Source organism: Collinsella sp. AF33-16, assembly GCF_003475325.1.
Lineage (GTDB): Bacteria > Actinomycetota > Coriobacteriia > Coriobacteriales > Coriobacteriaceae > Collinsella.
The window spans coordinates 63,997-76,576 of the sequence record NZ_QRQC01000003.1; the positions used below are offsets into that span (position 1 = coordinate 63,997).

At 58.5% G+C, this 12,580-nt stretch carries 11 protein-coding genes; 8 read left to right on the forward strand and 3 right to left on the reverse strand.

The window, feature by feature from the left end; translation table 11 throughout:
* Nucleotides 1–58: 58 nt before the first annotated feature.
* From DWZ52_RS01965 to DWZ52_RS01980, 4 genes are all read left to right on the forward strand, one after another.
* Nucleotides 59–1,282: an iron-containing alcohol dehydrogenase gene (locus DWZ52_RS01965; protein WP_117583326.1), complete on the forward strand. Its 1,224-nt coding sequence runs from the start codon at nucleotides 59–61 to the stop codon at nucleotides 1,280–1,282.
* A gap of 82 nt (nucleotides 1,283–1,364) precedes the next feature.
* The gene (locus tag DWZ52_RS01970; RefSeq protein WP_117563611.1) at nucleotides 1,365–2,465 is read left to right on the forward strand and encodes a glycerol dehydrogenase; all 1,101 of its coding nucleotides are present in this window, start codon (nucleotides 1,365–1,367) and stop codon (nucleotides 2,463–2,465) included.
* Nucleotides 2,466–2,612: 147 nt separating this feature from the next.
* Nucleotides 2,613–3,680 (forward strand): glycerol dehydrogenase, encoded by a 1,068-nt coding sequence (locus tag DWZ52_RS01975; RefSeq protein WP_118384792.1) that lies wholly within the window; start codon nucleotides 2,613–2,615, stop codon nucleotides 3,678–3,680.
* Between the two features lie 151 nt (nucleotides 3,681–3,831).
* Nucleotides 3,832–5,085: a 4Fe-4S binding protein gene (locus DWZ52_RS01980; protein WP_118384793.1), complete on the forward strand. Its 1,254-nt coding sequence runs from the start codon at nucleotides 3,832–3,834 to the stop codon at nucleotides 5,083–5,085.
* A gap of 131 nt (nucleotides 5,086–5,216) precedes the next feature.
* On the opposite strand, the gene DWZ52_RS01985 is transcribed toward DWZ52_RS01980, so the two are convergent.
* Both DWZ52_RS01985 and DWZ52_RS01990 read right to left on the reverse strand, forming a co-directional pair.
* Nucleotides 5,217–5,972: a GntR family transcriptional regulator gene (locus DWZ52_RS01985; protein WP_117716786.1), complete on the reverse strand. Its 756-nt coding sequence runs from the start codon at nucleotides 5,970–5,972 to the stop codon at nucleotides 5,217–5,219.
* Between the two features lie 65 nt (nucleotides 5,973–6,037).
* Entirely contained in the window at nucleotides 6,038–7,063 is a 1,026-nt protein-coding gene (locus tag DWZ52_RS01990) for a zinc-dependent alcohol dehydrogenase family protein (protein ID WP_118384794.1), read from the reverse strand.
* Between the two features lie 356 nt (nucleotides 7,064–7,419).
* Between DWZ52_RS01990 and DWZ52_RS01995 the strand changes: the two genes are divergently transcribed.
* The 4 genes from DWZ52_RS01995 (at nucleotide 7,420) to DWZ52_RS02010 (ending at nucleotide 12,128) form a co-directional block, all read left to right on the forward strand.
* Nucleotides 7,420–9,030: an alpha-glucoside-specific PTS transporter subunit IIBC gene (locus DWZ52_RS01995; protein ID WP_118384795.1), complete on the forward strand. Its 1,611-nt coding sequence runs from the start codon at nucleotides 7,420–7,422 to the stop codon at nucleotides 9,028–9,030.
* A gap of 155 nt (nucleotides 9,031–9,185) precedes the next feature.
* Nucleotides 9,186–10,529: a 6-phospho-alpha-glucosidase gene (locus DWZ52_RS02000; protein ID WP_118384796.1), complete on the forward strand. Its 1,344-nt coding sequence runs from the start codon at nucleotides 9,186–9,188 to the stop codon at nucleotides 10,527–10,529.
* A gap of 127 nt (nucleotides 10,530–10,656) precedes the next feature.
* A complete protein-coding gene (gene ychF, locus DWZ52_RS02005; RefSeq protein WP_035136922.1) occupies nucleotides 10,657–11,733 on the forward strand; it encodes a redox-regulated ATPase YchF in 1,077 nt (358 codons plus the stop codon).
* Between the two features lie 11 nt (nucleotides 11,734–11,744).
* Nucleotides 11,745–12,128, forward strand: a complete 384-nt coding sequence (locus DWZ52_RS02010) for a DUF1648 domain-containing protein (protein ID WP_118384797.1) — start codon at nucleotides 11,745–11,747, stop codon at nucleotides 12,126–12,128.
* Nucleotides 12,129–12,137: 9 nt separating this feature from the next.
* On the opposite strand, the gene DWZ52_RS02015 is transcribed toward DWZ52_RS02010, so the two are convergent.
* Nucleotides 12,138–12,527 carry a hypothetical protein gene (locus tag DWZ52_RS02015; protein ID WP_118384798.1) on the reverse strand — a complete coding sequence of 130 codons (390 nt, stop codon included), beginning with the start codon at nucleotides 12,525–12,527 and terminating at the stop codon, nucleotides 12,138–12,140.
* Nucleotides 12,528–12,580 lie beyond the last annotated feature (53 nt).

The window sequence follows — 12,580 nt, forward strand, 5'->3', positions numbered from 1 at the left end:
CAATCGGGTGCTCCGTTATATACGCAAGTCTAAGAGGGGCTTGTTTAGGAGGCACAGTATGGGACGTTTTACCAATCCTCGCGATCTGTACTTTGGTGAGGGCGCTCGCCACGAGGTGAAGAACCTCAAGGGCAAGAAGGCCATCATCGTTTCTGGCGGCAGCTCTATGCGCCGCGGCGGGTTCTTGCAGGACGTTGAGGCCGACCTTAAGGAAGGCGGCTTCGAGGTCAAGCTGTTCGAGGGCGTCGAGTCCGATCCGTCCATCGAGACGGTCATGAAGGGCGCCGAGGCCATGCGCGAGTTCGAGCCTGACTGGATTATCGCCATCGGCGGCGGCTCGCCCATCGATGCCGCTAAGGCCATGTGGGTCTTCTACGAGTATCCCGAGGAGTCCTTCGATAACATCATCCAGCCGTTCAGCTTCCCCGAGCTGCGTCAGAAGGCTCATTTCTGCGCCATCTCCTCTACCTCCGGTACCGCTACCGAGGTCACTGCCTTCTCCGTCATCACCGACTACGCCAAGGGCATCAAGTACCCGCTGGCCGACTTCAACATCACCCCGGATGTCGCCATCGTCGACCCCGAGCTCACCTATACCATGCCTGCTAAGCTTTGCGCTCACACCGGCATGGACGCTCTGACCCACTGCATGGAGGCCTACGTTTCCACCTGCGCTTCTATGTTCACCGATGCCAACGCCCTGCACGGCATCCGCGAGATCGTCGAGTGGCTGCCCAAGTCCTATGCTGGCGACCATGAGGCCCGTCAGCACATGCACGAGGCTCAGTGCATCGCCGGTATCGCCTTCTCCTCGGGCCTGCTCGGCATCGTTCACTCCATGGCTCACAAGACCGGTGCTGCCTTCGAGAACGGCCACATCATCCACGGTGCCGCTAACGCCATGTACCTGGGCAAGGTTATCCAGTGGAACTCCAAGGACCCGCGTGCTGCTGAGCGTTACGCTTACGTGGCCAAGGAGATCCTGCACCTTCCCGGCGAGACCAACGAGGAGCTCATCGCTGCGCTCGTCCAGAAGATTCGCGACCTCAATGACCAGCTCAACATTCCGCAGTCCATCAAGGATTACGCGAATGGTGGCGTGAAGGTCGACGCCGAGAACCCGCAGATGGTTTCCGAGGAGGAGTTCCTCGCCAAGCTGCCCGAGATCGCTGCGAACGCCGAGACCGACGCCTGCACGCCCGAGAACCCGCGTGAGACCAAGGCTGCCGACTTCGAGAAGATCCTCAAGGCCTGCTACTACGACACCGACATCGATTTCTAATCGACTCTTGTTATCGTAACGAGGGGCTCCGCACGTATCCGTACGGAGCCCCTTTCTTTTTCTTTTAGAGAATGGGATGGTTATGGCTGCAATTTTCAATAGCCCCAGCAAGTACATCCAGGGCCCGGACGAGCTGGCCAAGCTCGGCTCTTATGTTGAGCCGCTTGGCGCTAAGGCCCTCGTCATCGTGACGCCTTCGGGCAAGAAGCGCGTCGGTGCCAAGATCGAGGGCGGCTTTGCCGAGGCTAAGGCCGAGCTGCTGTTTGAGGACTTTAACGGTGAGTGCTCCAAGGGCGAGGTCGATCGCCTGGTTGCGCTCGCTCGCGACAACGGTTGCGACATCATCGTCGGCGTCGGTGGCGGCAAGATTCTCGACACCGCGAAGGCCGTCGCCTATTACCTGGAGTCCCCGGTTATCATTTGCCCCACCATTGCTTCGACCGATGCCCCGTGTTCGGCGCTCTCCGTGCTCTATACCGATGACGGCCAGTTCGACAAGTATCTCTTCCTTAAGGCAAACCCCAATATTGTCCTTATGGACACGACGGTTATCGCGGCGAGCCCGGTGCGCCTGACGGTTTCCGGTATGGGCGATGCGCTCGCAACCTATTTCGAGGCCCAGGCAACGCACGATGCCGACGGTGGCACCTGCGCTGGCGGCAAGGGCGGAATGGCCGGCCTGGCGCTCGCCAAGCTCTGCTACGAGACACTTATGGCCGACGGCGTCAAGGCTAAGGTCGCGCTGGAGAAGGGAGCGTTGACGCCTGCCGTCGAGCATATCATCGAGGCCAATACGCTGCTTTCGGGCATTGGCTTTGAGAGCTCGGGCCTTGCTGCTGCTCATGCCATCCACAATGGCCTGACGATGCTGCCCGAGTGCCACGGCATGTATCACGGCGAGAAGGTCGCCTTTGGCACTATCGTCCAGCTGGTACTCGAGGATGCCCCGACTGAGAAACTCGAGGAAGTCTTGGGCTTCTGCATTGAGCTGGGCCTGCCGGTCACGATGAAGGAACTTGGCGTTGCCGAGCTTACGCGCGAGCAGGCCATGATTGTTGCCGAGGCCGCCTGCGCGCCCGATGACACCATGTGCAACATGCCGTTTGAGGTGACGCCCGAGATGGTCGCAAACGCCATTCTGGGTGCAGACGCACTGGGCCACTACTATCTCATGGATGAGTAAATCAAGCTAAGGAAGGGGCAAAGCCAGCAGACGGCTTTGCCCCTTTTTGCTATGGTGCAAACTAACCTGACCCCATCGCACCAAGTTGGTGCAAAGGGGTCAGGTTACTTTGCACCAATCGTTGTTTGATGAAGGGCGGATTCTCGTATGGCGCTTCCTATGGTTTACGGCGGTCCCGGCCGGTATGTTCAGGGGCCGGGCGAACTTTCGCGTCAGGGCAGGTATTTGTCATGGTTGGGCTGCGCTGCCTATGTCTTGTTTGACCAGGGCACCGAGGATCGGCTGTGCAGGCAGATCGTCGATGGATTTCTGGATGAAGATCTAAGCGAGCCGTTCTTTAAGATTTACAACGGTCCGTGTACGGAAGATGCCGTTGTCGAAATGGCCAAGGAAGCCCGGGCCGAGTATTGCGACATGGTGGTGGGCATTGGCGGCGGCAAGATGCTCGATATCGCAAAGGCCGTTGCGTTTTATGCTGAGCTGCCGTTGTGCGTATGCCCCACGGCGGCTTCGATGGACGGTCCGTGCAGCGCGATTTCGGTGCTGTATCACGAGGACGGGTCGTTCGACCGCTACCTGGTGCTCGACAAAAATCCCGATCTGGTCGTGGTTGATACCAACGTGGTTGCGGCAGCACCACTGCGGATGACGGTCGCCGGTATGGGCGACGCACTGGCAACGTACTTCGAGGCGCGTTCATGCGCCGCGGCGAGAGGTGCGAACGAACACGGTGGCGCGCCGGGACACTTGGCCTTGGTTACGGCTCGTGCCTGCTATGACACGCTCATGGAGTGCGGCGTCGCTGCCAAGCGCGATCTCAAAAAGGGCCGTATATCGCCGGCGGTTGAGCGCCTGATCGAGTGCAATATTCTGCTCTCGGGCGTCGGCTTTGAGAGCGGCGGCTTGGCGTTGGCGCATGCCATCGCCAACGGCCTGACGATTTTGCCCGAGTGCAAGGCTATGCACGGCGAGGCCGTAGCGTTTGGTCTGGTGGTCCAGCTTCGTCTGGAGCGCGCGCCCGAGCTTGATCAGGTGCTCGAGTTATGCCAGCGCGTTGGTCTGCCGACGACGCTCGCGGAGCTGGGTCTTGACGAGATTTCCGATGCCGACCTGCAGGGTGTTGCAAATGCGGTCTTTAGAAACGAGCGTAATATGGCCAACGAGCAGGTCAAGGTGACCAAACAAAAGCTCGTGCAGCTCATGTGCGAGGCATAGTTTGGCGCTTGATTGACCTTGTGCAATCGAGGTGGCGATAGGCCATGGGCTATTTGCCGCAAAGATGCTCCGCGTGTAATTTGCTCGAGGCGTGGGCCGATAGCGTATCATTATCTCTTGCTTGTTTGCACTGCTCAGGGAGGGGCCGCGCATGGCGCAGGAACACGATCTGTTTGATGACATTATCGAGATCAGCAAGGGTTTCGACTTTCTTAAAAACCCGCTTGGCGGCGTGACCGATGCGCTCGATCCGTCGGCGCCGCAGTGGAATCCTGCCGACTATAAGGAGCGTCCGCGCGGCAACACCATTCCGTGCCTGACCTGCAAAAACGAAAAGAGCGGCTGCACCGCGTGCATGGACGTGTGCCCGGTCAACGCTATCGAGGTCGAGGAAGACGCCATCGAGATCCTCGACTCCTGTCGCAAGTGCGGCCTGTGCGCCGCTGCCTGTCCGACCGAGGCGATCATCTCGCCGCGCTTGGCGCCCAAAAACCTGTATGACGACATCGTCTCTGCTGCTACGAGCCACGAGACCGCCTACGTCACCTGCACGCGCGCCCTCAAGCGCATGCCGCGCGAAAACGAAGTCGTCGTTGCCTGCGTGGGCGATATTACGGCCGAGACTTGGCTCTCGGTACTGGCCGACTATCCCAACGTGAGTGTGTACCTGCCGTTGGGCGTGTGCGATAAATGCCGCAACACCGGCGGTGAGGACATGCTGGGCGAGGCGATTGCGAAGGCCGAGGAGTGGTCTGGCACGGGTATGGGCCTGGAGGTCGACCCCAAGAGCCTCAAGTGCCATAAGCGCCGCGAGTACGAGCGCAAGGAGTACATGGAAAAAATTGCCCGCACCACGGGCCTGACGGTGACCAAGCTCAATCCGGCGACGGCGGCGCTGGCCTCGGTGACGCAGAAGCTCAAAGCCCATCGTCATCAGATTACCCAGCTGGAGCGCACGCTCAACACCATGTGCGGCACCACGACGACCAAGCGCCGCCGTACGCTTACACACGGGCGGCAGCTGGTGCTCTCGACGCTGCAAAACCACCCCGAGCTTGCCCAGAACATGCAGGTGAGCACGCCGGAGTGCGATTTTGACAAGTGCACGTCGTGCGGCGAGTGCGTCAATGTATGCCCCACGTTCGCCTGCGATTTGGTGGGAAGCGGCCGCTTTGCGTTGGAGTCCACGTATTGCTTGGGCTGCGGTGCCTGCGTCAAGGTGTGCCCCGAGCATGCGCTCAAGTTGGTTGAGCATGACGCGTCCAATCTGGTCGTCGTCGATCCCGAAGCCGAGGAGAAGGCCGCCCAGAAGGCGAAGGCTCACGAAGAAGCTGAGAAGGTCAAGGCCGAAGCAAAGGCCAAGCTCGACAAGATGCTCGATCAGGTGGAGAAGCTCGCGGACTAGCTAAACGAGCGTAAATGATGGCCGGTGGGACAGGTACTGCTCCACCGGCCAAAAAAGTTGCGGTGGGATAGTTCCTGTTTTGCCCTTAAGCTGGCCATTCTAGGAACTATCCCACCGCAACTAATAGATGGTTAGTTCATGCTGCTTTGATGGCCGGTTCGACCGGTACCGTTGCGCGTCACGGTTTCATGGAGCAAAAAGAACCCGGGGACCTGTTTGGTCTCGGTGTATTCCATAAGGATGCCGTCGGCGTTGTAGGTCTGCCCGCGTATAACGGCGAGTGCGTTAAAGTCGTCGAGATCGAGCACGCGCGTATCCTCGGGCGTGGGATGCTCGATCGTTACATCGCGTTTGCCCGTGGCAATCCTAATGCCAAGATCTTCTTCGAGGTAACGATAGATCGAGTCGTTGACAATCTCGGGTGTCAGCCCCGGTACTTGTGAGCTTAGGTAATAGGAGTCGTCGGAGCACACGGCTTGTCCGTCTGCATAACGGATGCGTTTGGCGCGTGTGAGCTCACAGCCTTCGGGAAACCCAGTAATCTTGGAGAGCGCCTTGCTGCAGATGAGGAGCTCAAAGACGGTGGTGACAGTCTTGAGCTCAAAGCCTCGGTTGACCGCGATTTCCTTAAAGGTCTCGAGTCCGCCGCCACCACGACTCTTCTCGTCACTGATGTTGCGAATGACGCGCATGCCTTTGCCTTGCTGGGGGAGCACGTAACCATCTGCCGCAAGCATCGAGATGGCGCGACGGACCGTCATGCGCGAACAGTCAAACAGCTGCGTGAGCTCAGTCTCCGAAGGCAGATAACTCTGATAGGCGTATGTGCCGTCGTCAATCGACTGCTTCACGTTGTCATAAATAGTTTGGAAGATGGCTCGCGCCATGACGGTCTCCTAGAGCTGGGTGCGCGAACGACGGGTGAGGGCCGCCCGCGCAGGTGTCAATCGATTTACTTGCTGGGGTCGATTATATATTTACCCATGGCACGCAGGGCCGGGTCTGACAGGATGGCGCCGAGTTCGTCGAGGGAAGCCACCTTGGCGACCATCGAGGATACGTCGAGCCTGCCAGAGTCGATGAGCTCGAGCGCGCGACGCTGCGTATAAGGGTTGATGTAGGACGAGGTGAGCACAAGCTCCTTCTGGAAGACCTCGAAGGGCTTGACGGTGATTGTCTCATCGGGCTTGGTGAGGCCGAACATCATGACCGTAGCCTTGTGGCCGGCGATCTGGATGGCCTGCTCGATGGTGACGGGCTTGCCAACACACTCGATAACGACATCGACGTTGCCGACGCCCTCCTGCTTCAGGCGGGCCGGGACGTCCTCGTGGATGGAATCAATTGCCAGATCGGCACCGAGTTTGAGCGCAACCTCGCGCTTGCCCTCGACGGGCTCGAGCAAGACGACCTTGGTGGCGCCGGCGTTTTTGGCAAGCTGCATCATGAGCAGACCGATCATGCCACCGCCGATGACGACAACCGTGCTGCCGGGCTTGATGTTGCACATATCGATGCCGTGCAGGCAGCAGGCGACGGGCTCGGTCATAGCACCCTGCTCAAAGCTGGTGTGATCGCCCAACTTGTAGACTTGCTGCATATCGACGGAGCAGTACTCGGCAAAGCCGCCGTTAACGGTGGTGCCGTAACCGGTCATATGCTCGCAGTAGTGGTTGATTCCGTCACGGCAGGGTTCGCAGCAGCCGCAGGGATGGTTTGGGTCGATGCACACGCGATCGCCCGGTTTAAAGCCAGCGACGTCGCTGCCCGCGGCCTCGACAACGCCCGCAAACTCATGACCAAGGATCGTGGGCGGGGTAACGTCGGCTGCACCCTTGTCGCCTTCATAGATATGAACGTCGGTACCGCAGACGCCGCAAGCCTTGACGTTGATCAGAACGTCGCGCTTGCCCACGGCCGGCTTTGTCGAATCCTCGACCCTGAGATCGTGCTTTCCATAGAAGACCGCGCTTTTCATGGTGACTCCTTAACGTGGTGGTGAATGTTGTAATGAAGTATAGGTATGTCTGCAGATATAGACAAGCATATCTAGACAAGTAAAAAAGAAATATGAATTGCAGCTATCAGCTATATCAGATTTAGCAGGCGAAATACTGGACATATACCGTTTACGGCCAATAATCAACCGTTTACCGACCGTAGTATTTATACTAACTTGTCTAGATAAGTGATATGATAAAAATAGAAGCGCAAGAAGTCAGGGAAGCGGGCCCACCCGTCCTATTGCACGAGGTACACGCAAACGGCGCGTCTGCGGTCTCGAGTGAAGCCAAAACCGCAGCGCTCCGAATGAAGAGAGGGGGATTCCCCGTCATGATGCAAAAGATACAACGTTTCGGCGGTGCAATGTACACGCCTGCAATTCTTTTCGCATTTTCCGGAATCGTCGTCGGCCTGGGTACGTTGTTTACCACCGAGGCGATCTTTGGCGAGATGGCCACTGCGGGTCATCTTTGGTTTGATTGCTGGAATGTGCTGCTCCAGGGTGGTTGGACGCTCTTTAACCAGATGCCGTTGCTGTTTTGCGTAGCGTTGCCAATCTCGCTCGCGAACAAGCAGAACGCTCGCTGCTGCATGGAGACTTTGGCCATCTACCTTACCTTCAACTACTTTGTAAGCACAATCTTGGGGCAGTGGGGCCCTGTCTTTGGTGTCGACTACTCTGTCGAGGCGGGCAGCGGTACTGGTCTTGCCACTATCGCAAGCATCAAAACGCTTGACATGGGCATCATGGGCGCGCTCATTATCTCTGGTATCGCCACGATGCTGCATAACAAGTTCTTCGACACCGAACTTCCTGAGTGGCTGGGCGTGTTCTCGGGCTCCGTGTTCATCTATATGATCGGTTTCTTCGTTATGGTTCCGGTCGCTCTTATCGCCTGCCTGGTGTGGCCGCATGTTCAGGCTGCTATCTCCGCCTTCCAGGGATTCATCCTTTCCGCCGGTACGTTTGGCGTGGGTGTCTTTGCTTTCTTCGAGCGCGTGCTGATCCCTACAGGCCTTCATCACTTTATCTATACGCCGTTCTATTACGACAACGCGGCGGTCAATGGCGGCATCTTTGCCGCTTGGGCTAACATCCTGCCCCAACTGGCTGCCGATCCGAGCATTGCTCTTAAGGATGCCGCACCCTGGGCTGCCTATACCTGCCCTGGATGGACTAAAGTCTTCGGCTCGCTTGGCGTCGCCATTGCGTTTTATATGACCGCCAAGCCCGAGCGCAAGCAGCGCGTCAAGGCTCTGCTCATTCCCGTCACCCTTACCGCTATGCTTTGCGGTATCACCGAGCCGCTTGATTTCACCTTCCTGTTCATCGCGCCCGGCCTGTTCGTCGTCCACTGCGTGCTCGGCGCGCTCGGCTGCATGGCTCAAAACCTCCTTGGCGTCGTGGGCATCTTCGACGGCGGCATCATCTCGATGCTCTCGTGGGACTGGCTGCCCCTTTGGGCCGCACACGGTCTGCAGTACACCATCTCCATCCTTGTCGGTCTGTGCTTTACCGCCCTTTGGGTCGTGGTCTTCCGTTTCCTGATCGTCAAGTTCGACTTTAAGACCCCCGGTCGCGAGGATGACGATGTTGAGGTCGAGCTCAAGTCCAAGGCCGACTACAAGCAAAAGCAGAGCGGTGCTGCTGCTGGCAAATCGGTCGCCCAGAGTAAAGATGATGAGCGCTTGGTGCTTGCCGAGAACATCCTCGATCTGCTCGGTGGCACGGATAACATCATCGATGTAACTAACTGCGCTACCCGTCTGCGCGTTAACGTCAAGGACAAGAGCGTCGTTGCACCCGAGGCTTCCTTCAAGGCGATCGGTACGCATGGCTTGGTGATCCAAGGTCAGTCAATCCAGGTCATCATCGGCCTTACCGTCCCGCAGGTTCGCGAGAAGTTCGAGAGTCTTCTGAAGTTCGAGAGTCTTCTGTAAACCATCGTCCATCGAAACAATCGGCCTTGCAGAGCCGGTATGCACCGCAAGGCCGATTCTAGAGATAAAAAACTCCACTTCTAGGTAATAATTCCAAACCGTACAGGCCGCGTGCGGGGATGGATTGAGCAAGCGGCCAGAATGAGGAGGACATCATGTCCAAGAAAAACTATGCCGTGACCATTGCCGGCGGTGGCTCTACCTTCACTCCGGGCATTGCCCTGATGCTGCTTGAGGAGCGCGACCGCTTCCCGGTCAACAAGGTGACCTTCTACGACAACAACGCCGAGCGCCAGGAGACCGTGGCCAAGGCCTGCGAGATCTACTTCCACGAGAACGCCCCCGAGGTTGAGTTCAACTACACCACCGACCCCGAAACCGCTTTTACCGGTACTGACTTCGTCCTCGCTCACATCCGCGTTGGCCTGTACGCTATGCGTGAGCTCGACGAGAAGATTCCTCTCAAGTACGGCTGCGTTGGCCAAGAGACCTGCGGTGCCGGCGGTATCGCCTACGGCATGCGCTCCATCGGTGGTGTCATCGAGATCCTCGACTACATGGAGAAGTACAGCCCCAACGCTTGGATGCTCAACTACTCCAACCCCGCGGCCATCGTCGCCGAGGCCTGCCGCGTGCTGCGCCCCAACAGCCGCATCATCAACATCTGTGACATGCCGATCGACCTCATGGATAAGATGAGCCGTATGTGCGGCATCAAGGATCGTCGCGAGCTGCAGTATAGCTACTACGGCCTCAACCACTTTGGTTGGTGGAGCAAAATCTACGACAAGGAGGGCAACGACCTCATGCCGCAGATTAAGGAGCACATGGCTAAGAACGGCTACCTGGACGGCATCGAGCACGAGGCCGGTAAGGAGCAGCATGTCGAGGAGAGCTGGATTCACACCTTCGGCAAGGCCAAGGATGTCTATGCTGTCGATCCCGAGACGATTCCCAATACCTACCTCAAGTATTACCTGTACCCGGACTATGTCGTCGAGACGTCTGACCCCAACTACACTCGCGCCAATGAGGTTATGGACGGCCGCGAGAAGAAGGTCTTTGGCGCTTGCCGCGACATCATCGCCAAGGGTACTGCCAAGGACGGCGGCTTTGAGCCGGATGTACATGCCAACTACATCGTCGACCTTGCCTGCGCACTGGCCGAGAACACGCTCGAGCGCTTCCTGCTGATCGTCCCCAACGATGGCGCTGTGCCCAACTTCGACCCGACGGCCATGGTCGAGGTGCCTTGCATCGTCGGTTCCAACGGCTTTGAGAAGATTTGCCAGGGCCCGATTCCGCAGTTCCAGAAGGGCCTGATGGAGCAGCAGGTTTCCGTCGAGAAGCTCGTTGTCCAGGCTTGGGTCGAGGGCAGCTACCAGAAGCTCTGGCAGGCGCTCACGCTCTCCAAGACCATTCCTTCGGCGAGCGTTGCCAAGCAGATCCTGGACGAGCTCATCGAGGCCAACAAGGATTTCTGGCCCGAGCTTAAGTAAGGACTGCTGTCTCGAACTCTCACACATCTCTGCTTCATTTGCGCCGCCGCGGCGTCCGGATTCGCCCGGATGCTGCGGCGGCGCTATACTTATGCAGTTTGAAGTACCTGTACCAAAAGGAGCTGTCGTGTCCCTTTCCATCGGTATCGTGGGCCTGCCCAACGTGGGCAAGTCGACGCTGTTCACCGCGCTTACCAAAAAGACCGGCCTTGCCGCCAACTACCCGTTCGCCACGATCGACCCCAACGTGGGTATCGTCGATGTGCCCGATAGCCGCCTGCAAAAGCTCGCCGACATCGTCAACCCGGGCCGCATTGTGCCGGCTACGGTCGAGTTTGTCGACATCGCGGGCCTGGTGAAGGGTGCCAACGAGGGCGAGGGCCTGGGCAACCAGTTTTTGGCAAACATTCGCGAGACCGATGCCATCTGCGAGGTCGTGCGCTACTTTAAGGACCCCAACGTCATGCGTGAGGTGGGCCGCACGGGCGAGTTCGTCGATCCCGCCGGCGATGCCGACACCATCATGACCGAGCTCATCCTAGCCGACATGGGCACGCTCGAGAAGCAGCTGCCCAAGCTCGAGAAGGAGGCCAAGCGCGACAAGGAGCTCATGCCCAAGTTCGAGGTGGCCAAGCGCCTGCTTGCCTGGCTCAACGAGGGCAAGCGCGCCGCATCCATGGAGATGACCGACGAGGAGCGTGCCGCCGCCAAGGGTCTGTTCCTGCTCACCATGAAGCCCATCCTGTACGTGGCCAACGTGGACGAGGATATGCTCAACGACGACCTGGCGCCCATCGATGGTGTCAAGCCACTGCCTATCTGCGCCAAGATCGAGGCCGAGCTTTCCGAGCTCGATCCCGAGGACGCCGCCGACTACCTGGAAAGCCTGGGCCTGGAGCAGCCCGGCCTGGACGTGCTCGCTCAGGCTGCCTACAAGCTGCTCGGCCTGCAGTCGTTCTTTACGGCCGGCGAGATGGAGGTCAAGGCCTGGACGGTTCGTCAGGGCGCGACCGCCCCGCAGGCCGCCGGCGTCATCCACACCGACTTTGAGCGTGGCTTTATTAAGGCCGAGGTCATTGGCTACGACGACTACATCGAGCTCGGCGGTGAGCAGGGCGCCAAGGCCGCCGGCAAGCTGCGTATTGAGGGCAAGGACTATGTCATGGCCGATGGCGACGTCGTGCACTTCCGCTTTAACGTGTAAGGACGACGCGCATGTTCAAATATGGCAAAAAAGCCGGCTACATGGGCATCGCGCTGCTGGTGCTTGCGGTGCTTCCGCTGGTGGTCGCAGCGTTTGTAATCCCCAACATTGGCCCCGAGGTGGCAACGAAGTTTAACGCAGCCGGCGAGGTGACGCGCTGGGGCAAGAGCTACGAGCTGCTGGCGCTTCCGGTGCTCAATTTGCTGCTGAGCGTGGCAACGTACTTTACGGCGGGACGCCAGGCCAAGAACAATGATGACTCCGCCGCCATGGCGCGCATCGTGTGCGAGCGCTACCTGCGCAACGGTTGCATCACGGGTGTGTTCCTCAACGTGATTAACGTTTACTTTATGTACTCGGCGATTACCGGAACGGGCTTTGGCTTTGGTTTCTAGTTTGTCCTTTTAGGCAACGAGCCTGCACACATATTCAATGGCTGCTGCGAGGCCGCCGCTCGATCGTGGTTTAAAGACCATGTCGGCGGCGGCCTCGTTTTCGTATCCGGCGCCGCAAAGGGCGAGTGCGATACCGGCTTCTAAAAGGAGCGGCAGGCCGCGTTGGCTGGTTGCGATTACGGCAGCCTGATTGAGCGAGCAGCCGTGCGTTTGGCATTGAATGGCAAGTTCACCTTGCGCCGGGCAAGGGACCAGAATGGCGACGACGCGACTTGATAGCAATGCAAATGCTGTGCGCTCATCGGGCGAAAGGCATTCTGCTTCAACGACGACGAGCTTGGGCGGTGCGCTGTTTGTGCGAAGCGTGGCTCGGTACATGCGGACCGAAGAACCCGACATAGAAAACTCCTGTGTATTCGGCAAAACGTAAACTATAGTTTACGTTTATGTTC

Bases quoted from the DNA above. Each gene is read 5' to 3' on its own strand.
- DWZ52_RS02000 (WP_118384796.1), top strand. From the start codon at position 9,186: ATGTCCAAGAAAAACTATGCCGTGACCATTGCCGGCGGTGGCTCTACC.
- DWZ52_RS02015 (WP_118384798.1), bottom strand. From the start codon at position 12,527: ATGTCGGGTTCTTCGGTCCGCATGTACCGAGCCACGCTTCGCACAAAC.
- DWZ52_RS01985 (WP_117716786.1), bottom strand. From the start codon at position 5,972: ATGGCGCGAGCCATCTTCCAAACTATTTATGACAACGTGAAGCAGTCG.
- DWZ52_RS02010 (WP_118384797.1), top strand. From the start codon at position 11,745: ATGTTCAAATATGGCAAAAAAGCCGGCTACATGGGCATCGCGCTGCTG.
- DWZ52_RS01980 (WP_118384793.1), top strand. From the start codon at position 3,832: ATGGCGCAGGAACACGATCTGTTTGATGACATTATCGAGATCAGCAAG.
- DWZ52_RS01990 (WP_118384794.1), bottom strand. From the start codon at position 7,063: ATGAAAAGCGCGGTCTTCTATGGAAAGCACGATCTCAGGGTCGAGGAT.
- DWZ52_RS01975 (WP_118384792.1), top strand. From the start codon at position 2,613: ATGGCGCTTCCTATGGTTTACGGCGGTCCCGGCCGGTATGTTCAGGGG.
- DWZ52_RS01970 (WP_117563611.1), top strand. From the start codon at position 1,365: ATGGCTGCAATTTTCAATAGCCCCAGCAAGTACATCCAGGGCCCGGAC.
- DWZ52_RS01965 (WP_117583326.1), top strand. From the start codon at position 59: ATGGGACGTTTTACCAATCCTCGCGATCTGTACTTTGGTGAGGGCGCT.
- DWZ52_RS01995 (WP_118384795.1), top strand. From the start codon at position 7,420: ATGATGCAAAAGATACAACGTTTCGGCGGTGCAATGTACACGCCTGCA.